We start from the raw sequence: 21704 nt of genomic DNA on the forward strand, positions 1-21704 counted from the left end.
TCTCCGGCGGGAACGGGGCTGTCGGGACGGAACGGGTCAGCGCGCGAGTTCGCAGCGCGCGGCCGTCACGAGGACGCTGTTCCAGAGGGCGATGTTGTCGATGTGCGTGGCCCGGACCCGTTCCTTCTGGAAGATCTCGTTGACCATGAGGTACAGCATGCTCTTCACCACCGGGGCGTCGTTGAGACCGCCCCGGCGCCCGCCGTTGAAGACCTGGCGGTACTCCTTGTTGAGCTTCACCACCCGTTCCTCGCGGTCGAGTTCGAAGAACACGTCGGAGCGCAGGCTGTCCCAGCGGAACGTGATCGGGTCCTCGCCCTCCAGCTCGGGCAGCTCGTCGCGCAACGTGCGCTTCAGCCGCGGGTCGAGGCCCTTGCCCGCGGGGAGAACCGCCTTGCGCTGGGGTTCGGTGGCGCGCCGGGCCGCCTCCCGGTAGGTCGCCTCCGCCTCCTTGACGTAGGACGCGAAGTCGTTCCCCGCGCCGTCCAGGGCCTGCTCCAGGCCGCGGGCGAAGGCCGGGGTGACGCTCACGCCGTCCTTCTTGACCGTGAGGCTGAAGACGTCGTTCGCCTCGGCCGGCAGGTCGACGGCGATCCGGGCGAGGGCGAGGTGGCCCTCCGGGCTGCGCGTGCTGTTCCAGCCTCCCGCCTGGACGAGCCGGTCGTTGCGGTAGATGTAGAACCCCTGGCGCTCGGCGAGCGGGCCGATACCGCGGAAGCTCACCAGCGGGGACTTCGGCTGCCAGATGTGGGCGGTCAGCGGGACTTCGCCGACGCCCTCCACCGGGGCGGTGAAGGTGCGCGGGTAGCCGGGCCGGCCGGAGAGCCGGTAGCCGAACGGGTCGATCGGCTCGACGCCGCGGTGGTCGAGTTCCTCCCGCGTCGTCACGTCCTCGACGACGATGTCGACGTTGAAGTCGTCGCGGGCCAGGAAGCGGTGGAGGTGGAGACCGAGGTGGGTCTCCAGTTTCTCGATGGCGTCGTTCAGGAAGCGGTCGGCCTGGCCGGCGGTGATCGTCTCGAAGGCCCGGACCCGGTCCCAGCGGACGATCGTGCCGTGCCACTCGATCAGGCCGTCGTAGCGGTCGACGAGCGCCTGGCAGTAGCGGGGGTCCACGATGTCGCACGTGAAGTCGGCCCGGGCGCTGGCGGTCAGCCAGCGGCGGCCGGTCGACGGACTGCGTCGGGTGCGGCTGATCACGGTGAGGGAGTCGGCGTGCGAGAGCGAGGCCGCCTTGAGGCCGGCGCCGAAGTGACCGAGGGCGCTGTCCCCGTACTCCTGGCGTCCGCCGACCGTCATGGCGGTGTCGAGCGTCTCGTCGTTCATGCCGGAGCCGTCGTCCACGACCAGCAGCCCCACGAGCCGCTGGTCGTCGCGGAGGAAGCTGATCACGACGTTACGGGCGCCCGCGTCGATGGAGTTGTCGACGAGGTCGGCGACGGCCGCCTCGAAGCCGTATCCCTGGTGCGTCAGCGACTCGACGTAACGGGCCGCGGGCGGCAGGCGCTTGCTTCCCGCGGTCGGGATCTCGTACTGCCAGTCCGCGGAAGGCTGATAGGGCGGCATGGAGACTTCCTCACACACATGACGGGGCCCGTGTGGGGACGTCGGCCCTGAGTTGACTGTTGAAATGTGATCGTATGGGAAAGGTCGGGCCTCCGGGAATCATCGTGTGAATCGCCCCGTCCTATCGTCGGCCGGCCCCCGCGAACGAAGGGGCCCGGAACCCCGCACCCGTCGTGCGCGGTTCCGGGCCGCAGCCGTCGGAAACGGGGCTCACACCCCGTGGCACCGCCCGTAGACCTCCCCGCCCCCGCACCAGCAAGCGGCCGTGCGCGACGGGGGCCAGGGGACGGCGCGGCCCCGGGCGGCGAGGGTGGTGGCGTACTGGGGGAGGAGACCCGGGGTGGCCGGGGACGCGGCCTCGGAGGCGGCGAACGCCTCGTACGAGGGGACCGTGCCCGTGACGACGCCCAGGTTCGGGGTGCCCGTCGCGTGGAGGTCCCGGAGCGCGGTCTCCAGGCGGTCCAGGTGCGTGGCGCGGTCCACGTACTCCTCGGTCAACGCCGGGTAAGCGGTGAGCAGTTCACGCAGTTCGTCCTCGGGCCAGTGCAGGACGGCGACCGGGAACGGGCGGGAGAGCGCCGTGCGGTAGGTGCCCAGCTCCGCGCGGAGGCGGGTGATCTCGGCCTTCAGCTCGACCGGGTCCGAGGAGCCCAGCGACCACAGGCGCTTGGGGTCGTGGAGCTCGTCCAGGGGGACCGGGGCCGTGTGCAGCTCGCCGGCCAGCTCGTCCCAGGCGTCGTGGTCCAGGCCCATCAGCCTGCGCACCCGGTGGCGGCCGGTCAGCAGGGACTGGACGGCGTACGGGACCTCCTCGCCGGGGGCCAGCAGCAGGGTCAGCGCGGTCGAGAGGAAGTCGTGCGCCGACTCCAGCTCGTCGTGCGCCTCCAGGGTCTCCGCGGCCACCTGCCACGGCGCCGCGTCCAGCGGGCCCGCGGTACGGATGCCGTCGATGATCGCCCGGGCCTCGGCCTCGTGGCCGTACTCCCAGAGGTTGGCCGCCTTCAGGGACTTGATCAGGTGCGGGTGGTCGACGGTGGCCTCGGGGGCCCCGAGCAGGTCGTCGTAGAGCGTGCTCGCGCGGGCTCGGTCGCCCGCGAGTTCCAGGTGGGCCGCGGCCTGGAGGATCAGCGGTTCGTGGTCCTCGGGGTACTGCGCCGCGGTGCGGAGCAGACGCTCGGCTTCGGTGGTGTGGTCGGCAGGCGTGTCGGGGCGCATGGACCACACGGTACTGCCGGACGGCGGCGGCGTGGAGGAGAGGGCGGGGATGAGGAGGGGGATGAGGAGAGGGGATGAGAAGGGGAATGAGGAGCGGGGATGAGGAGGGGAGCAGTCTGGAGAGTTGTGGGGTTTGCCCCTACCGTGCGCGCCAGGTCCGTACGGGTCGCCGTGCGCGCCAGGTCCGTACGGGTCGCCGTGCGCGCCAGGCCCGTACCGGTCGCCGTGCGCCCCATGCCCGTACGGGACCGTGCCCGCCGTACGGGACCGTGCCCGCCGTACGGGACCGTGCCCGCCGTACGGGACCATGCCCGCCGTACGGGGCAGTGCGCGCCGCCGAGGCGAAGCGGAGAGGTGACGTCGATGCCAAGGGAGTGGGGAGCTGTGCCGGGACGCGGACGAGGGGTTCGGAGCCGGTCGGCCGTGCGAAGCCGTGCCGGCGGTGCGTCGCGGCTCTTCGCCCGGGGGCTGTGGGTGTCGGCCGAGGTCGTCGTGACCCTCGGTGTCGTGCTCCTCCTGCTAGTCGCCCACCAGCTGTGGTGGACCAACCGCGAGGCCCGCGCCGAGGCCGGGAGCGCCGTGCGGAGCCTCCAGCGGGAGTGGGACGAGCCGGCCCCGGAGGGCTTTGACGGTGACGCCGGTGAGCGGGAAGGGAGCCCCCGGCCTTCGGCCTCCGGTCGTGGGGCCGAGGCCGAGCCAGTCCCGCGGCCGGTGGCGTCCGACGCCACCGCCCGTACCCGGTCCGCGCGCCGCTGGGACCAGGCGTACGCCGTGCTGCGCATCCCCCGGATCGGGCTCACCGCCCCCGTCGCCGAGGGCACCAGCAAGGGCGGGGTGCTCGACCGGGGGTACGTCGGGCACTACGCCCGCACCGCGCAGGCGGGGCAGGCCGGGAACTTCGCGCTCGCCGGGCACCGCAACACCCACGGCGAACCCTTCCGGCGCATCGACCGGCTGCGGAGCGGCGACCGGATCACCGTCGAGACCCGGGACGCCGTCTACACGTACACCGTCGGCAAACGCCTCGCGCGGACCGCCCCTTCGGACAGCGGGGTCATCGCGCCCGTGCCGCGCAGCAACATCACGACCTCCGTCGGCTACAGCGCGCCCGGCTACTACCTCACGCTGACCACCTGCACCCCCGAGTTCAGCTCCCGCTACCGGCTCATCGTCTGGGGGAAGCTCACCTCCATGCGCCCGCGGTGACGGAGACCCCCGGGCATCGGGGGCGTAGGGTCCCTGGGTGTTCGGAGTGATCAGACGACGCCCCCAGTTGCTGTGGCTGCTCGTCCCTTATGTCCTGTATCTCGGTGCGCTGCCGTTGGCGAACCGGGTCACCCCCCTCGTGTTCGGCGTGCCCTTCCTCTTCGTGTGGCTCCTCGGGGCGACCCTCCTCACGCCGGTCGCCGTGTGGCTCGCGCGGAGAGGGGACCGCCGGGACCAGGACCGGCGCCGGGGTGGTCGCGCGTGAACGTGAACGCCGCCGTCGCCACGTCCGTCTTCGCCGTCTTCATGGTCGCCACCATCGCGCTCGGTCTCCTCGCCCTGCGCGGGCGCGGCAAGGGCGGCGGGCTCGCCGAGTGGTCCGTGGGCGGGCGGAGTCTGGGGCCCGTCTTCATCTGGGTGCTGATGGCGGGCGAGGGCTACACCAGCTTCAGCTATCTGGGGGCCGCCGGCTGGGGCTACAACTACGGGGCGCCCGTGCTGTACGTCGTCGCGTACATGTCGTGCGGTTACGCGATCGGGTACGTCGTCGGGCCGATGCTCTGGGAGTACGCCCGCCGGCACGGCCTCGTCGGGATCACCGACATGGTCGCCCACCGCTTCGGCCGGCCCTGGCTCGGCGCGGTGGTCGCGGTGCTGGCCACCGTCTTCCTGCTGCCGTACATCCAGCTCCAGATCACCGGCATGGGCGTGGTCCTCTCCGTCATCTCCTACGGCGCCGTCAGCCTGAACTGGGCCTACTTCGTCGCCTTCGCCGTCACCACCGGCTTCGTCGTGGTCAGCGGGCTGCGCGGCAGCGCCTGGGTGTCCGTGCTGAAGGACGTCCTGGTCATCGCCACCCTCGGGTTCCTCGCGCTGTACGTCCCGCTGCACTACTTCGACGGGTACGGGCCCTTCCTCGACCGGCTCGTCACCGAGAAGAGCGACTGGCTGACCCTGCCGGGACACGGGGGCGGCGGGGGCGGGGACGAGGGCGGGGACGGGGGCGGCAGCGGGTTCGGGGAGCTGTGGTTCATCAGCACCACGTTCCTGAACTCCCTGACCGTCGTCATCTTCCCGACCACCGTCGCCGGATACCTCGGGGCCCGGAACGCCGACGCGCTGCGCCGCAACGCCATGTACCTGCCCGCGTACAACGTCCTGCTCTTCGTCCCGATGCTGCTCGGCCTCGCCGCCCTGTTCGTGGTGCCGGGGCTGGCCGGGGCGGAGTCGAACCTCGCGCTCTTCAAGCTGGTCGTCGACGCGCTGCCCGCCTGGGCCGTCGGCCTCGTCGGGGTCGCCGCGGCGCTCTCCTCCATCGTGCCCATGGCCGTCTTCATGCTGGTCATCGGGACGATGTGGGGGCGCAGCGTGCTCTCGCTCGTGCCGCGTCTCGCCGAGCGGCAGAAGTCCGCCGCCCAGGTCGTCGTGGTCGTCGCGGGCGGCCTGGCGCTGCTCCTCACGTACACCGCCCCCAACACCCTCGTACGCCTCTCCCTCATCTCGTACGAGGGGATGGCGCAGCTGCTCCCGATGGTGCTGCTCGCCCTGGTCTGGCGGCGGCTCACCTTCCGGGGCGCGTTCAGCGGGCTGATCGTCGGCGTCGCGGTGGTCTGCGTCCTCGTCTTCAGCGGGAACGATCCGGTGGGGGGCGTGAACGCCGGGCTCGTCGCCCTCGCCGCCAATCTGGCTGTCGCGCTCGCCGTCACCTTCGCCGGGTCCCGCGACGCGGATCCGCGGCCCGACGCCGAGGTGCTGGCCCATGATCCGGCGGGGGAGGACGACGAGCCCCTCGCCGCCGCCCGGGCCGCCCGAAGCGCATCCGATGGCGCATCCGATGGCCCACCTGATAGTGCATCCGATCATCGTGTATAACGAATGGAGTGCCGTACGCACCCTCGTACGGCAGCAATGAGCCTCACGGAGAGGCGCTGACGAAGGGGCGGGAGGTGCACACCGTGCGGGACGCCACCGCCCTGCGCCGCGCCTTCGCCCGGCTGCTCCGGCCCGCCGGGTTCCTCGTCCTCTTCCTCACCGAGGTCCTCCTCGCCGAGGGCGGCAGCCTCTCCGCGGCCGTCGCGCTCGCCGCCACCGCCGCCGCCGGATCCGCGCTCCTCGCCTGCTCCGTCATCAGCGCCCGCTGCGCGTCCCCGGTGCCCCGCACCCGGGTCCGTACGGCCATCAGGGACCGGGAGAAGCGCACCGCGTTCCTCCCACAACGCGACCCCGACGCCCGGGGCCGAACGCGGCCCCGAGCACCTGGGCACGCCCTCCTGACGGCCGCCGCGTAGCGAACCCCGCACCTCTTCCCCGTGCGGCGCCCCCGCGCCGGTCGTCATGCCGAGTGATCACCCCGTACCTCCTCGCAGGTACCTCCCGGCACGACGAGACCCCCGGAGGGCTCACCCATGTCCGCCTTCATGTCCGCTTTCGCGAGCCTGGTCGGCTCCCTCGCCGACCTGCTCCAGCCGTTCTTCCAGACCGCGTCCACCGCCGCCGCGATCGTGCTGTTCACCGCGCTCGTCCGGCTGGCCGTCCACCCCCTGTCGCGGGCCGCCGCACGCGGGCAGAAGGCCCGCAGCCGGCTCCAGCCGCAGATCGCCGAACTCCGGAAGAAGCACGGCAAGAACCCGGAGCGGATGCAGAAGGCGATCATGGAGCTGCACGCCGCCGAGAAGGTGTCGCCGCTTTCCGGCTGCCTGCCGAGCCTGCTCCAGATGCCCGCGTTCTTCCTGCTTTACCACCTGTTCTCCAGCAGCTCCATCGGCGGCGAGCCCAACGCGCTGCTCAGCCACGACCTGCTCGGCGCACCGCTCGGCGGGCGCTGGCACGACGCGCTCGCGCACGGCGGCGTGTTCGGCGGCCAGGGCTGGGTCTACCTGGGGCTCTTCGCGATCGTCGCCGCCGTCGCCACGTTCAACTACGGACGTACCAAGCGGCAACTGGCCGCCAACCCGATGACGCCCGCCGCGGGTCCGGACGGACAGGCCGTGCCCGGCATGGGCGCGATGACGAAGGTGATGCCGCTGATGTCGTTCTTCACGCTGATCACCGTGGCCGTCGTGCCGCTGGCCGCCGCCCTGTACGTCGTCACCACGACCACCTGGACCGCCGTCGAGCGGGCCTGGCTGTACCGCGACATGCCGGTCGCCGGCAGCGCCATGGCCACAGCGGCGTAATCGGCCCGCCCGCCCCTGCCGGTCCAGTGTGTGAACGAGGTCTTGCGGAGTGATCGCATCTCTTGGACGATCGGCCAAGTCCTCCGTCGGCCGCAACCCGCCGGAGGGCCACCACCTCGACCAAGAGGAGTTGGACCGTTGAAGCTGCTTCGAGTCGGTACGGCGGGCGCCGAGCGCCCCGCACTTCTCGACCGCGACGGGACTCTGCGTGATCTGTCGGGGATCGTCCCCGACATCGACGGCGAGCTGCTCGCCGAGGCCTCCGCGCTCGCCCGGGTACGGGCGGCCGCCGACGCGCCCGGTGTGCTGCCCGCCCTGGACGCGACGGGGCTGCGGATCGGCCCGCCACTCGGGCGCATCGGCAAGATCGTGTGCATCGGGCTGAACTACCACGACCACGCCGCCGAGACGGGTGCGGAGATCCCGGCGGAGCCGATCCTGTTCTTCAAGGCCCCCGACACCGTCGTCGGGCCCGACGACACGGTCCTGGTGCCGCGCGGCAGCCGCAAGACCGATTGGGAGGTCGAGCTGGCCGTCGTCATCGGGCGCACGGCCCGCTACCTGGAGACGGCCGAGGAGGGCCTCGCGCACGTCGCCGGGTACGCGACGGCGCACGACGTCTCGGAGCGCGAGTTCCAGATCGAGCGCGGCGGCACCTGGGACAAGGGCAAGAACTGCGAGACGTTCAACCCGCTGGGGCCCTGGCTGGTCACCGCCGACGAGGTGCCTGACCCGCAGGCCCTGCCGCTGCGGCTCTGGGTCAACGGCGAGCTGAAGCAGAACGGCACCACGGCCGAGCAGATCTTCCCGGTCGGCGAGGTCGTCCGCTACCTCAGCCACTTCATGACGCTCTACCCGGGCGACGTGATCAACACCGGCACGCCCGCCGGGGTCGCGATGGGGCAGCCCGAACCGAAGCCGTACCTGAGGGCGGGCGATGTGGTGGAGCTGGAGGTGGAGGGGCTCGGCCGGCAGCGGCAGGAGCTGAAGGGGGCGTAGGCCGGAGCGGGCCGGGGGCGCTGTGACCAGGCCCCCGGCCCGGGCGCTGTAACCGCGCCCCGACCCGTACGAATCCTCCGTACCCTCCTATGGCCCCCGGCACGTGCGTACGCTCCTCAGGCCCCCAGCCCCGTGCGTCCGCTCCTCAGGCCGTCGGCCCGTACGTACGCTCCTCAGGCCCCCGGCCCGTGCGTACGCTCCTCAGGCCCCCGGCGTCGCCGCGAACCGCTCCAGCGCCTCGACCACCATCGCGTGGTCCTCGGCCTGCGGCAGCCCGGACACCGTGACCGTGCCGATCACGCCCGCGTCCTCGACCGCGATCGGGAACGAACCGCCGTGCGCCGCGTACGTGTCCGGGTCCAGGCGCGAGGACTCCTCGAACGTGGTGCCCTTCGCCCGGAACCGGGTGCCCACCAGATACGAGCTCTCGCCGTACCGCTCGACGACCCTGCGCTTGCGGTCGATCCACGCGTCGTTGTCCGCACTCGAACCCGGCAGCGCCGCGTGGAAGAGCTGCTGCGCGCCGCGCCGGATGTCGATCGCGACCGGTGCGTACCGCTCCCTGGCCAGCGCGACCAGCAGGCTGCCGAGCGCGAACGCGTCGTCGTGGGAGAAGTGCGGGAGGGTGAGCCGGCGCTCCTGGTCGACCAGCTCGGAGACGGTGGGGGAGACGGTGCTCATGCGCGCTGCTCCTTTGCCTGCCGGCCCTGCGTCTGCTGATCCTGCGCCTGGTGGTCCTCGTCGTGGTGGGGGAGGAGGGTGACGGAGACGCCTTCGCGGGCCGAACGGCGCGCGGCCTCCAGGACGTCCAGCGCGGCGGCCGCCTGTGACGCGGTGACCGGGTTCGGGCCGGCGCCGCGTACGGCGGCGGCGACGGCCGCGTAGTACGCGGGGTAGTCGCCGGGCAGCGTACGGACCGGGGTGCCACCGCCCGTCAGCGGGGACTCGCCGGAGCCGAGGCGGCCCCACAGCTCCTCCGGCTCCTCGCCCCACGGCTCACCGGCCGCCGGGCGCAGGCCCTCGCGCAGGGCCGCCTCCTGCGGGTCCAGGCCGTACTTCACATAGCCCGCCTTCGAGCCCAGCACCCGGAAGCGCGGGCCGAGCTGGGCGGTGGTGGCGCTGACGTACAGATGCGAGCGGACCCCGCACGCGTGGGTGATCGCGATGAAGGTGTCGTCGTCCGCCGCCGCGCCGGGACGCCGTACGTCGGACTCGGCGTACACCTGGACCGCCGGGCCGAACAGCACCAGCGCCTGGTCGACGACATGGCTGCCCAGGTCGTACAGCAGACCGCCGATCTCCTCCGGATCGCCCGACTCGCGCCAGCCGCCCTTCGGCTGCGGCCGCCAGCGCTCGAAGCGGGACTCGAAGCGCTGCACCTCGCCCAGCTCGCCGTCGGCGACCAGCCCGGCGAGCGTGCGGAAGTCGTTGTCCCAGCGGCGGTTCTGGAAGACCGAGAGCAGCAGCCCGCGCTCCTCGCCGAGCGCCGCGAGCTCGCGCGCCTCGGCGGCGGTCCCGGCGACCGGCTTGTCCACGACCACCGGCAGCCCGGCCCTCAGCGCGGCCGTCGCCAGCGGGACGTGCGTCCGGTTCGGCGTGGCGATCACGACGAGGTCCAGCTCGTCGGCGCGCTCCCACAGCTCGTCCGGCGAGGCGGCGAGGCGGACGTCGGGGAACGCGGCGAGGGCCTCGGCCCGGCGCTCCTCGTTCGACGTGACGACCGTGTCGAGGACCAGCCCGTCGGTCGCGGAGACCAGCGGGGCGTGGAAGACGGAGCCGGCCAGGCCGTAGCCGACGAGGGCGACGCGGAGGGGAGTGCCGGTGGCGTCGGGGGCGTTGGGGGCGTTGGGGGTCATGCATTCCACTTAAGCAACGCTGTTGCCAAAGTGCAAGCGACCGGCACAATGGGGCGGTGAAGAGGAGCGAACCGTGAACGGGACCCGCACGAAGGCCCAGGGCGGGGTGAATCTGCCGGCCCTGCGTCACCACAACGCCGCGCTGGTGCTGGACCTGCTGCGTGCCGCCGGGTCGGAGGGCATCAGCAGGCTGGAGCTGGCCGAGGGCACCGGCCTCACCCCGCAGGCCGTCAGCAAGATCACCGCCCGGCTGCGGGAGGACGGGCTCGCCGCCGGCGCGGGCCTGCGCCCCTCCACCGGCGGCAAGCCGCGCACCGTGCTGCGGCTCGTCCCCGACGCGCAGTTCGCCGTCGGGCTGCACCTGGACCGCGACGGGCTCACCGCCGTCCTGGTCGACCTCGCGGGCCGGCCGGTCGCGGTCACCCGCGCGCCGCTCGACCTCGGCGCTCCGGCGGACCGGGTCCTCGCGGGCGCGGCGGACGCGGTACGGGACCTGTGCGCGGCCGAACCGCACAAACCGGTGCTCGGCGTCGGCGTCGCCGTGCCCGGCCCGCTGGACCACCGGGACGGCGTGCTGCGCCGGGTCACCGGATTCCCGCAGTGGGACGGGTACCCGCTGCGCACCGCCCTGGCCGAACGGACCGGGCTGCCGGTGGTGCTGGACAAGGACACCAACGCCGCCGCCCTCGCCCTGGCCCTCTCCCTCGACGAGCCGCGCGGCGACTTCGCCTACCTCCACCTCGGTACGGGGCTCGGCGCGGGCCTGGTCCTCGGCGGCGAGGTGCACCGGGGTGCGCGGACGGGGGCGGGCGAATTCGGCCACCAGACCCTCCAGTTGGACGGCCCGCTCTGCGGCTGCGGCGGACGCGGCTGCATCGAGGCGCTGTGCCTGGCCGCCGAGGCGCGCGGCGACCGGGGGGAGGCCGCCCGGGTCCTGGGCGCGGGCGCGGCGAACCTGGTCGGCCTGCTCGGCATCGACCGGGTGGTGCTGGGCGGCAGGGTGGTGGCCGCCGACGAGGACGCGTACGTACGGGGCGTCCGGGCCGTGATCGAGGAGCGGGCAGCGCGGGGCGGGGCGGGCGCGGGTGTGACCGTCACGGTCGCCCGGGGCGGTGACCGGCCGGTCGCGGAGGGCGCGGCGCAACTGGTGCTCGCGCCGGTGTTCGGGCGGGTGGGGCGCGGATCGGGCGGAGAGTCGGGCAGTGGGCCGGGAAGCGAGGCAGGGAGTCGGGTGGACGGGCGAGGCGGGGAAGCGAGGCGGGGGGAGTCGGGTGGGGGGACGAGGCGGGGAAGCAGGGAAGGGAACGAGGTGGAGGCGCAGTCGGGTGATCCTATGAATCAAGTCGGCATGTCGACTCTCTGAGTCCGCGCGCGCGTGGTGGTGTCGGAGGCCACCACCGAGGCCCCCGCCCCGGTCGTCCGCGAGCAGTGAAGGGTGACCCCCCATGCCCCCCACCTCCGGCGCACGGCTGCGTGACGCCCGTGCGCTCGCCGCCCTCGGGCTGGCCGCCGGGATCACCGTGCCCGCCACGCTCCTGGGCGGTCCGCAGGCCGCCGCCGCCCTGCCGGCCGCGTCCGTACCCGCCTCCTTGGCCGCCGACCGGCAGCCGGTCTGCGGCGACCCGGAGGCCAAGGACTTCCCCATCGAGACCCGGATCCAGGACGCCCCGGACAGATACGCCTCGGGCGGCGGCTACGGCACCTGGTTCCTCGACCTCACCAACACCACCGACACGTCCTGCCGGGCCCTGCACCCGGTCCTCGTCCTCGCCGACCGCGACCGCAGGCTGACGTCGGACCAGATCCAACTGGAGTTTTCCGAGCCCGGCCGCCCCGGGATCGAACACCGGGTCGTCTGGGAGCGAACCGACCGCGACGAGCAGATCGGCGTCTTCGGCGGCGGGCCGGACGATCGGCGCGAGAAGGCGGAGGGCGGGGAAGAAGGCGAGGCGGGGACATCGAGTGGCACGGGCACGGGCACGGGGTCGGGGTCGGGGTCGGGGTCGGACGCGGGCACGGACGCGGACGCAGGCACACGCACAGCCCCCGATGCCGATGCCGATGGCTCCGGCGTCGACGCCTCCGGTGACGCGTTCCTCGGGTTCACCGTTCCCGCCGGCGCGACCGTCTCCGTGCGCGTCCGGATGGCCTTCACCTCCGACACCGCCCCTGGCCCGGTCACCGCCCACGCCGCCGTCGTCCAGCGCCGCCACCAGGACAAGGCCAAGGGCGGCGGGCGCGAGGACGGCGAATGGGTGGGGGAGTCGGAGGACTACCCCTTCGTGATCGTCGACGGCGCCACGGGCGGCATCCGCGAACCGGAACAGCCCCGGTCCGAGCGCCCGCAGCCGGAGAGCCGCCAGCCGGAGAGCCCCCGCTCGGAACGCCCCCGGCCGGAACGTCCCGCCCCGGATTCCGCCGCCCCGGATTCCGCCGATCCGGAACGCGCCGACCCGGAACGCGCCGACCCGGGCGACGACACCCGCACGGACCCGGGCGACGGTCCTCGTGCGGAGGCGGGCGACGGCACCCGCACGGACCCCGGCGCCGGCCGGGACCCGTCCCCGGACCGCGACCCCGGCCCCCGGCCGCCGACCCGTCCCGGAGCCGGGGAGGGGGGCAGGGGCGCCGACGAGGACCACCCCGGACGCCCGCCCCGCGACGGCCTGGGCCGCCCGCTCCCCGAACTCGCCCGCACCGGACCGGAGTCACTGGCCTGGACCGGGGCCGTCGCCGGGGCGCTCCTGCTCGGCGGGGCCGTTCTGCTGAGGTGTGCCCGCCGGGTCCGCCGCACCACGGACTGACGGGCTGTGGCGACCGGCCCTGGCTGTACGGTGCCGTGGCGCGGCCCACCCCGGCCCCGGCGGAGGCGGCGGCCGGAGCGAAGCCCGTAACGCCGCCCGTTCACCCGCGTCTGCAACCATCGGGCCGTGGACTACCCGAACGACCAGGCACCTGGCGCACCGATCCGCTCAGGCATCCCCGAGCACGGCCGTATCCCGAAGTACTACGCGGTCAAGGCCCGTATAGCGGTGCTGCTGGACGAGTTGGGCGAGGGCGGGCTCCTGCCCACCGAGCGGGAGCTCGCCCAGCGGCACGGGGTCGCGCGCGAGACGGTCCGCCAGGCCCTGCGCGAACTCCTCCTGGAAGGGCGGCTGCGGCGTCAGGGGCGCGGGACGGTCGTCGCCGGACCCAAGCTGGAGCAGCCGCTCTCGCTGGCCAGCTACACCGAGGGCGTCCGCCGCCAGGGCCGACGGCCCGGCCGTCACCTCATCGGCCTGGACCGCTTCCCCTGCCCCGAGGCGCTCGCCGCCGAGATCGCGGTCGAGCGGGGCGAGCCGGTCTGGCACCTGGAGCGCGTGTTGCTCGCCGACGACGAGCGCGTCGGCCTGGAGAGCACGTACGTCGGTGTCGCCCGCGTCCCGGACCTGGACACGGAGTTCGACCCGGACTCCTCCTTCTACGCCTACCTGCGCGACCGCCTCCAGATCGCCTTCGGCGACGCCGACGAGCGGATCGAGACCGTGCTCGCGACCCCCCGCGAGGCCCTGCTCATCGGGACCCCGCCCGCCCTGCCGATGCTCCTGATCCACCGGCTCTCCCGGGACGCCGACGGCCGGCCGCTGGAGCGCGTGCGGACCCTGTTCCGGGGCGACCGCTTCTCCTTCTCCGCCCGTCTGCGAGGCGAGGAGCGGAGCTGAGAGGGGCCATTCCTTTGCCTCCTTCGCCACGCGGCCCGACCTCTTCGATATCACGAGAAGGTAACGGGTCTGGTCCAAACTTGCGGGGTCGTTCACCGTCCCGTCGGTGAACGGATGCGCGCGGGACACCCGTCCCGAGGAGCGTGGCCGTCGTGAGAGTCATCGTCGTAGGAGCCGGCGTGGTGGGAACCATGCACGCCTGGCACGCAGTCAGTCGCGGCCACGAGGTCGTACAGATCGAGCGCGAGAGCGAGGCGCGCGGGGCATCGCTCCGCAATTTCGGACAGATATGGGTCAGCGGCCGGGCCGGCGGCGAGGAGCTGGAGACCGCCCTGCGCGCCCGCGAGCTGTGGGAGGCGGTCGGGGAGCGGGTGCCCGGACTCGGCTTCCGGGCCTGCGGTTCGCTCACCCCGCTGCGCACCGCACGCGAGGTCGCCGTCGCCGAGGCGGCCGTAGCCCGGCCCGACGCGGCGGCGCGCGGCTACAAGCTGCTCACCGCCGACGAGGCCCGGGCGCTCAACCCGGCCCTGCGCGGAGCGTTCACCGCCGCCCTGTGGTGCGAGCGCGACGCGGCGGTCGAACCCCGCACCGCCCAACTCGCCCTGAAAGAACACCTGCTGGCCTCCGGCCGGTACACCTACCTCGCCGGCCGTGAGGTGCGTGACGTCGTGGGGGCCGCCTCCGTGCGCGACGACCACGGCGACGTCCACACCGGTGACGCCGTCATCCTCGCGACCGGCGCCTGGCTCGGCGGGCTGGTCCGGGAGCTCGCCGGGCCCGAGCTGCCCGTGCGCCGCGTCCGCCTCCAGATGATGCAGACCGACCCGCTCGGCGAACCGCTCACCACCTCCGTCGCCGACGCCGACAGCTTCCGCTACTACCCCGCCTACCGGGGCGAGGCGCTCGACGCCCTCAACGCCGGACAGGCCCAGGACCCGATCGCCGCAGAGCACCGCATGCAGCTCCTCATGGTGCAGCGCCGCGACGGAGGGCTGACCATCGGCGACACCCACGAGTACGAGCACCCCTTCGCCTTCGACACCGTCGAGGAGCCCTACGAGCACCTCACCCGGGTAGTCGAGGCCTTCCTCGGCCGCCCGCTGCCGCGCGTCCGCCACCGCTGGGCGGGCGTCTACGCCCAGTGCACCGATACCTCACGCGTCGTCCACCGGCAGCAGGTGTCCGACGGGGTCTGGCTCGTCACCGGGCCCGGCGGGCGCGGCATGACGTGCTCGCCCGCCATCGCCGAAACGACCGCCGACCAACTGGGCTGGTGAACCACATGACTTCCCCGACCGACATCACGCGCGACCCCTACCGCCTCGTCGTCCTCGACATGGCCGGCACCACCGTCGCCGACGGCGGACTCGTCGAGCAGGCCTTCTCCGCGGCCGCCCAACGCCTCGGCGTGCGCCCCGGGTCCGACGAGCACGCCCGCCAACTCGCCTACGTACACGCCACCATGGGCGAATCCAAGATCACCGTCTTCCGGCACCTCTTCGCCGACGAGCACGGCGAGGACGGTGAGCACGGCGAGGACGGCGAAGGCGGCGAGGCCAAGGCCCAGCGCGCCAACACCGCCTTCGAGGAGGCGTACGGAGAACTCGTCGACGGCGGCCGTATCGCCCCGCTCCCCGGCGCCCGCGAGGCCGTCGAACGGCTCGCGTCCGAGGGCCGCACCGTCGTCCTGACCACCGGCTTCGCCCGCGCCACCCAGGACGCCATCCTCGCCGCCCTCGGCTGGCAGGACCTCGTCCCGCTCACCCTCTGCCCCGCCGACGCGGGCGGCCGGGGCCGGCCCTTCCCGGACATGGTGCTGGCCGCCTTCCTGCGCACCGGAGCCGTGGACGACGTCCGGCGGACCGTGGTGGCCGGCGACACCTCGTACGACATGCTCAGCGGCGTACGCTCCGGCGCCGGGATCGTCGCCGGGGTCCTCACCGGCGCCCACGACAGGGGCCAGCTGACCCGGCACGGCGCGACCCACGTGCTCGGGTCCGTCGCCGAGCTCCCCGGCCTCATCGCGCGCGCCGAGGCGGCCGGGCTGCCCGCCGCCGCTGTCCGGGCCGAGGCATGAGCGCCCCGGCCCCCGCCGGCGGTGGGCGCGGCCCCGGGCGGGCCGCCCCCGCCGCCCCCAGCGGCATCCGCTTCGAGGGCGTCACCGTCGCCTACGGCGGGAACGTCGTCCTCGACCGGCTCGACCTCACCGTCGAACCCGGCGAGGTGATGGCCCTCCTCGGGCCGTCCGGCTCGGGCAAGACCACCGCCCTGCGGGCCGTCGCCGGGTTCGTCCGCCCGGCCTCGGGACGGGTGTTCCTCGGCGGCCGGGACGTCACCGCCCTGCCCCCGCACCGGCGCGGCATCGGCATGGTCGTCCAGAGTTACGCCCTCTTCCCGCACCTCAAGGTCAAGGACAACGTGGCCTTCGGGCTGAAGGCCCACCGCACCCCGAAGGCCGAGATCCCCGGCCGGGTCACCGAGGCCCTCGAACTCGTCGGCATGGCCGCGTACGCCGAGCGCCACCCGCGCGAGCTCTCCGGCGGCCAGCAGCAGCGCGTCGCCATCGCCCGGGCGCTCGCCATCCGCCCCGGCGTCCTGCTCCTCGACGAACCGCTCTCCGCCCTCGACGCCCGGCTCCGCTCCGGGATGCTCGCCGAACTGGCCCGGCTGCACCGGGAGTTGCCGGACGTGTCGATCCTGTACGTCACCCACGACCAGGTCGAGGCCCTCACCCTCGCCGACCGGATCGCCGTCATGGACCGGGCCCGGCTCCAGGACTGCGGCACCCCCCAGGAGCTCTACCGCCGCCCGCGCACCGAGTTCACCGCCTCGTTCGTCGGCAACGCCAACCTCCTCCCGGTCACGGTCACCGGTGAAGGAGCCGTCGAGTTCGGCGGCCACGCGCTCGCCGCCCCCACCGACACCGCCGCCCCCGGAGCCACCGCGACCCTCTGCGTCCGGCCGCACCTGGTCGGCCTCGGCGACGGGCCCAACGCGCTCACCGGCAGCGTCGCCGAGGTCCAGTGGCGCGGCTCCACCCACCGCGTCCACGCCGACGTCGACGGCCACCGCCTCATGGCCGACCTCCGCGAACTGCGCGATCCCCCGGCCATCGGAGACCCGGTCACCCTGCACTTCGCGGCCGAGGACGCCGTGCTGCTCCCGGCGGGAACGGCGGGAACAGCGGGAGCGGCGGGAACGGCGGGAGCGGCGGGAACGGCGGGAACGGCAGAGGCGGCGGGAGCGGCAGGGGCGGCAGGAGCGGCGGGAACAGCGGGGGAAGCAGGAGCAGCGGGAGCAGCAGGAGCAGCAAGAGGAGGCCCGGACGCGACCCGCCCCGCGGGCTCCGCGTCGGCGCGGGAGAAGGCGGGGGTGGTTCGCGGTGGCTAGTGCCGTCCTCGACCGGAAGCGGACGCCGGGGCCCGGGCAACCGGACCCCGCCCCCACCCCCGCCCCCGCACGGTCCCGCTCCGTCCCCACCTGGGTCTGGGCGCTGCCGCCCGTCGCCGTCCTCGCGCTCGCGTTCCTCTACCCGCTGGCCCTCGTCGTCCAGCAGTCCGTCACTCCCGACGAGGGCGGTGTCTCGCTCGACCCGTACGCCGACGTCTTCGCCTCCGAGGTCTTCCGCGACGCGCTCACCACCACCGTGTGGCTCGCCGTCGGCTCGACCGTGGGATGCCTCGTCCTCGGGTTCGTCCTCGCGCTGATCATCGCGTTCGTCCCGTTCCCCGGCGGGAAGGCGGTGGCCCGGTTCATCGACGTGTTCCTCTCCTTCCCGTCCTTCCTCATCACCCTGGCCCTGCTGTTCATCTACGGATCCGTCGGGATGGCCAACGGGCTCTGGACCGACGTCACCGGGGCGGCCGAGGGGCCCTTCCACTTCCTGACCACCCCCTGGGGCGTCCTGCTCGCCGAGATCACCTACTTCACGCCGTTCGTGATGCGCCCGCTGCTCGCCGCGTTTTCCCAGCTCGACACCGGACAGCTGGAGGTCGCCTCCTCGCTCGGCGCCGGGCCCGTCCGGATCATCCGGCAGGTCATCCTGCCCGAGGCGCTCCCGGCCCTCGCGGCGGGCGGCAGCCTCGTCCTGGTGATGTGCCTCAACGAGTTCGGGATCGTCCTGTTCACCGGGGCGAAGGACGTCACGACGCTGCCGATGCTCGTCTACAGCAAGGCGATCCTTGAGTCGGACTACCCGGCCGCCTGCGTCGTCGCCGTCGTCAACATCGCGATCTCCGTGGGCCTCTACAGCCTCTACCGGGTGGTGAGTCGTCGTGCTGGTGCATAGCCGGGCCGGGAAGTGGGCCACCTGGGCCGTCTTCCTCCTCTTCTTCGTCCCGCTGTTCGCGGTGCCCCTGCTCGTCATCCTCGCCGCGTCCCTCGCCACGAACTGGTCCGGCGCCTTCCCCTCCGGACCCACCGTCGAGCGCTACTCCGCCGCGACGAGCGGCGACTCCCTCCAGGCGCTGACCACCAGCCTGGTCACGGCCGTGGCCGCGAGCGTGCTGGCGCTCACCCTCGGCGGCTGGGCCGCTCTCGCCGCCGCCTCTCTCCGTAAGCGCGGAAAGCGGCTCCTGGACGCCCTGTTCATCCTGCCGGTCGCCGTGCCCTCGGTGGTCGTCGGCCTCGCGGTGCTGGTGGCCTACAGCCAGCCGCCCGTGCTGCTCAACGGGACGCGCTGGATCGTGATCCTCGCCCACACCGTCCTCGTCACCGCGTTCGCGTACCAGTCGGTCTCCGCCGCCGTGCGCCGTCTGGACCCGATGTACGAACAGGCCGCCGCCGGCCTCGGAGCGAGCCCCGCCCGGGTCCTGTGGCGGATCCGGCTGCCGCTCCTGCTGCCCTCGCTCACCTCGGCCGCCGGGCTCTGCTTTGCCCTGTCCATGGGGGAGTTGAGCGCCACGATGATGCTCTACCCGCCGGACTGGACCCCGCTGCCGGTGCAGATCTTCGCCGCCACCGATCGGGGCTCGCTCTTCACCGGCGCCGCCCTCGCCGTGGTCCTGATGACGACGACGCTCCTCGTCCTGGCCGCCGTCTCCCGCATCCGGACCCGCGCCTCCTACCGCTGATCCCCGCCCCGTACTCCCCCTGGAGAAACCTCATGCGCCACCACAACCACAACCGCGACCACAACCACAACCGTGCCCGTGCTCTCGCCCTCCCCATGGCCGCCCTCGCCGCCGTCACCCTCACCGCCTGCGGCGGCTCCTCCGCCGCGTCCGACGAGAAGTCCGTCACCGTCTACAGCGCCGACGGCCTCAAGGGCGAGAACGGCGACGGCTGGTACGACAAGGTCTTCAAGGACTTCGAGAAGAAGACCGGCATCGAGGTGAAGTACGTGGAGGGCGGCTCCGGCGAGATGGTGCAGCGCGCCGTCCGCGAGAAGTCCAACACCCAGGCCGACGTGCTCGTCACCCTGCCGCCCTTCATCCAGCAGGCCGACGCCAAGGGCCTCCTCACCGCGTACGAGCCGAAGGGCGCGGAGCAGGTCGACGGCGCCGACCGGGCGGCCGACGGGAAGTGGACCTCCGTCGTCAACAACTACTTCGGGTTCATCCACAACAAGAAGGAGCTGAAGAGCCCGCCCAGGACCTGGGAGGACCTGCTCGACCCGTCGTACAAGGAGAAGGTGCAGTACTCCACCCCCGGCGTCGCGGGCGACGGCACCGCCGTCCTCATCAAGGCGATGCACGACTTCGGCGGGCAGGAGCCGGCCATGGCGTACCTGAAGAAGCTCCAGACCAACAACGTCGGGCCGTCCGCCTCCACCGGCAAGCTCGCCCCCAAGGTCGACAAGGGGGAACTCCTCGCCGCCAACGGGGACGTCCAGATGAACTTCGCCCAGTCCCAGGACATGCCCAACCTCGGCATCTGGTTCCCCGCCCAGGGCGACGGGAAGCCCACCAGCTTCGCCCTGCCGTACGCGGCGGGCCTCGTCGCGAAGGGCCCGCACAGCGAGAACGGCAAGAAGCTGCTCGACTTCATGCTCTCCGAGCAGGCCCAGCGCGACGTCAGCGCGGTCGGCGGGGGCTTCGCCGCCCGCAAGGACATCGAGGCCACCGACGCCAACGCCGTCGAACTGGCCCGGCTGATGGAGGGCGTGGAGATCTTCGAGCCCGACTGGGCGGACATCGGCGCCAACCTGGACACGTACATCGACGCCTGGAAGTCGGCCACCGGAAGCTGACCGGCCACCTCCCCGCCACGGACTCCTGCGAAGGTCTGGACTCAGCCCGCTGGTCTCGCGAAGGTAACGGGTCTGGTCCAGAGGTGCCAGAAGGTCCAGAGCTCCAGAAGGCAGTTCACGTACGCAGTTCACGTACGCAGCTCACGTAGGCAGTGCACGTACGCAGCTCATGTAGGCAGTTCACGAAGGCAGTTCGCGCCCAGCCCCGTCCGTCCGACCCGCCCCCTCCCTGGAGGATCACGTGTCCCGGTCCCTGTCCCGCCGCTCCGTGCTCGCCACCACCGCCGCCGCGGCCACGGCCGCCGCCGTCGGCGGCTCCCTCGCCACCGCCACCCCCGCGCACGCCGCGCCGACCCTCCCCGACGGCACCAGCGAGGACAAGGTGCTCGTCGTCGGCATGGACGGGCTGCGCCACGACGTCATCGCCGCCGCCAAGGCCCCGCACCTCAAGTCGATGATGGCGAACGGGACGTACGGCACCTCGCTGCTGTACGCCAACCCGATGGCCGCCACCTCCTCCGGCCCCGGCTGGTCGACGATCTCCACCGGCGTCTGGCCCGACAAGCACGGCGTCAAGGACAACTCCTTCGCCGGGAAGAACTACGGGAAGTACCCCGGCCTCCTCGCCCGCCTCGCCCAGGTCCGCCCCCAGCTCTCCACCTACGCGGCCGTCGACTGGAAGCCCCTGGACGCCCAGGGCACGGTCACCCCGGGCGCCGACGCCAAGCTCGTCCTCGACGGCGACGCCGACGGCTACACCGGCCACGACGCCACCATCGCCGCCGAGACCGAGTCGATCCTCCGGAACCAGAACCCGGACGTCCTCTTCGTCTACTTCGGCCAGACCGACATCGCCGGCCACAACTCCGGTGCGGCCGGCGCCGCGTACCGCACGGCGATCGACGTCCAGGACGGCTACCTCGGCCGCCTCCTGACCGCGATCAGGGCCCGCCCCTCCTACGCCACCGAACGCTGGACCGTCATCGTCACCACCGACCACGGCCACACCGACGCCGGCGGCCACGGCGGCAGCGCGATCGAGGAGCGGCGCACCTTCGTCCTCGCCCAGGGCCCCGGCATCGCGGCCGGCGCCCGACCCGCCGACACCCGCCTCGTGGACGTCGCCGCCACCGTCTTCAAGCAGCTCGGCATCACACCCGACCCCGCGTGGGGCCTGGACGGCAAGCCGATCCAGCAGCGCGCCACCGACCCGTTCGAGGCCCTGTACCCCGCCCTCGCCGCACGCGCCGACGAGACCGGCATCCCGGCCGGCGTCCTCGGCTGGACCCACACCGCGCCCAGCGGCTGGTCGGTCGTGAACTCCGCGATGGGCACCGGAGGCGTGGCCGAGTGGCGCGGCTGGTCCTTCGCCACCGACGAGTTCTGGAGCCGCAGCCAGCGCGACCAGTCCCGTGAGCTGAACGTCCGCTCGCGCGGGATCTTCGCGGTCGCCGACTCCGACGAGTGGGCCGACAAGTCCTCCTCGGGCCCGTACGACTCCACGCTCGTCACTCCGGCGTACGCGGTCGGCGGCACGTCCACCGTCACGCTCGGCTTCACCACCCTCTACCGGCAGGAGGGCAGCCAGAGCGCCCGCGTCCTCGCCTCCTGGAACGGCGGCACGCCCGTCGAGGTGAAGCGCTACACCTCCGACGTGATCTCCCAGCCCCAGTCGCTCACCCTGGACGTCCCGTCCGGGGCCGCCAACGTGAGCTTCCGGTTCCACTACACCGGCGGCAACAACTGGTACTGGGTGATCGACGGGGTCACAGTCGCCGCAGCCTAATTATGCTGG

At 73.1% G+C, this 21704-nt stretch carries 19 protein-coding genes and 1 pseudogene; 16 read left to right on the forward strand and 4 right to left on the reverse strand.

The features are described from left to right. Positions 1-36 precede the first annotated feature (36 nt). Both D581_RS0117640 and D581_RS0117645 read right to left on the reverse strand, forming a co-directional pair. Positions 37-1566 (reverse strand): ATP-binding protein, encoded by a 1530-nt coding sequence (locus D581_RS0117640; RefSeq protein WP_018958539.1) that lies wholly within the window; start codon positions 1564-1566, stop codon positions 37-39. Between the two features lie 210 nt (positions 1567-1776). Then, a complete protein-coding gene (locus D581_RS0117645; RefSeq protein WP_018958540.1) occupies positions 1777-2781 on the reverse strand; it encodes an SEC-C domain-containing protein in 1005 nt (334 codons plus the stop codon). Between the two features lie 423 nt (positions 2782-3204). On the opposite strand from D581_RS0117645, the gene D581_RS0117650 reads away from it, so the two are divergent. From D581_RS0117650 to D581_RS0117675, 6 genes are all read left to right on the forward strand, one after another. Further along, positions 3205-3987, forward strand: a complete 783-nt coding sequence (locus D581_RS0117650) for a class E sortase (protein WP_018958541.1) — start codon at positions 3205-3207, stop codon at positions 3985-3987. Between the two features lie 37 nt (positions 3988-4024). Further along, positions 4025-4252, forward strand: a complete 228-nt coding sequence (locus tag D581_RS0117655) for a DUF3311 domain-containing protein (RefSeq protein ID WP_018958542.1) — start codon at positions 4025-4027, stop codon at positions 4250-4252. Between the two features lie 2 nt (positions 4253-4254). Further along, positions 4255-5859, forward strand: a complete 1605-nt coding sequence (locus D581_RS0117660; RefSeq protein ID WP_051114600.1) for a sodium:solute symporter family transporter — start codon at positions 4255-4257, stop codon at positions 5857-5859. A gap of 83 nt (positions 5860-5942) precedes the next feature. After that, positions 5943-6275: a DUF6412 domain-containing protein gene (locus D581_RS0117665; protein WP_026290616.1), complete on the forward strand. Its 333-nt coding sequence runs from the start codon at positions 5943-5945 to the stop codon at positions 6273-6275. Positions 6276-6392: 117 nt separating this feature from the next. Beyond that, complete coding sequence (locus D581_RS0117670; protein ID WP_018958545.1) at positions 6393-7163, forward strand: YidC/Oxa1 family membrane protein insertase; 771 nt, start codon at positions 6393-6395, stop codon at positions 7161-7163. A 138-nt stretch (positions 7164-7301) separates the two neighbouring features. Then, on the forward strand, positions 7302-8162 hold the full coding sequence (locus D581_RS0117675; RefSeq protein WP_018958546.1) for a fumarylacetoacetate hydrolase family protein: 861 nt from the start codon (positions 7302-7304) through the stop codon (positions 8160-8162). Positions 8163-8363: 201 nt separating this feature from the next. On the opposite strand, the gene D581_RS0117680 is transcribed toward D581_RS0117675, so the two are convergent. Then, entirely contained in the window at positions 8364-8843 is a 480-nt protein-coding gene (locus D581_RS0117680) for a heme-degrading domain-containing protein (RefSeq protein ID WP_018958547.1), read from the reverse strand. Next, positions 8840-10018 carry a Gfo/Idh/MocA family oxidoreductase gene (locus D581_RS0117685; protein ID WP_018958548.1) on the reverse strand — a complete coding sequence of 393 codons (1179 nt, stop codon included), beginning with the start codon at positions 10016-10018 and terminating at the stop codon, positions 8840-8842. The genes D581_RS0117680 and D581_RS0117685 overlap by 4 nt, the downstream gene beginning before the upstream one ends. A 73-nt stretch (positions 10019-10091) precedes the next feature. Between D581_RS0117685 and D581_RS0117690 the strand changes: the two genes are divergently transcribed. The 10 genes and pseudogenes from D581_RS0117690 to D581_RS0117735 all read left to right on the forward strand — a co-directional run bounded on the left by D581_RS0117690 (position 10092) and on the right by D581_RS0117735 (position 21695). Next, positions 10092-11381: an ROK family protein gene (locus D581_RS0117690; protein WP_018958549.1), complete on the forward strand. Its 1290-nt coding sequence runs from the start codon at positions 10092-10094 to the stop codon at positions 11379-11381. 82 nt (positions 11382-11463) lie between these two features. Further along, a complete protein-coding gene (locus tag D581_RS0117695) occupies positions 11464-12822 on the forward strand; it encodes a hypothetical protein (RefSeq protein WP_026290617.1) in 1359 nt (452 codons plus the stop codon). Between the two features lie 126 nt (positions 12823-12948). Continuing rightward, positions 12949-13719 (forward strand): GntR family transcriptional regulator, encoded by a 771-nt coding sequence (locus D581_RS0117700; RefSeq protein ID WP_018958550.1) that lies wholly within the window; start codon positions 12949-12951, stop codon positions 13717-13719. A 152-nt stretch (positions 13720-13871) separates the two neighbouring features. After that, on the forward strand, positions 13872-14996 hold the full coding sequence (locus D581_RS0117705) for a TIGR03364 family FAD-dependent oxidoreductase (protein WP_018958551.1): 1125 nt from the start codon (positions 13872-13874) through the stop codon (positions 14994-14996). A 5-nt stretch (positions 14997-15001) separates the two neighbouring features. Next, a complete protein-coding gene (locus D581_RS0117710) occupies positions 15002-15796 on the forward strand; it encodes a phosphonatase-like hydrolase (protein ID WP_018958552.1) in 795 nt (264 codons plus the stop codon). Further along, positions 15793-16908: pseudogene (locus D581_RS01000000137385) on the forward strand (ABC transporter ATP-binding protein); the annotation flags it as partial. The gene D581_RS0117710 and the pseudogene D581_RS01000000137385, both read left to right, overlap by 4 nt. A gap of 193 nt (positions 16909-17101) precedes the next feature. Then, the gene (locus D581_RS0117720; protein WP_018958554.1) at positions 17102-18007 is read left to right on the forward strand and encodes a 2-aminoethylphosphonate ABC transporter permease subunit; all 906 of its coding nucleotides are present in this window, start codon (positions 17102-17104) and stop codon (positions 18005-18007) included. Further along, positions 17994-18791 (forward strand): ABC transporter permease, encoded by a 798-nt coding sequence (locus D581_RS0117725; protein WP_018958555.1) that lies wholly within the window; start codon positions 17994-17996, stop codon positions 18789-18791. The genes D581_RS0117720 and D581_RS0117725 overlap by 14 nt, the downstream gene beginning before the upstream one ends. Before the next feature lie 95 nt (positions 18792-18886). Further along, positions 18887-19909 (forward strand): 2-aminoethylphosphonate ABC transporter substrate-binding protein, encoded by a 1023-nt coding sequence (locus D581_RS0117730; RefSeq protein WP_026290619.1) that lies wholly within the window; start codon positions 18887-18889, stop codon positions 19907-19909. A gap of 241 nt (positions 19910-20150) precedes the next feature. Further along, a complete protein-coding gene (locus D581_RS0117735) occupies positions 20151-21695 on the forward strand; it encodes an alkaline phosphatase family protein (protein WP_018958557.1) in 1545 nt (514 codons plus the stop codon). Positions 21696-21704: the final 9 nt, after the last annotated feature.

Source organism: Streptomyces sp. CNB091, from assembly GCF_000377965.1.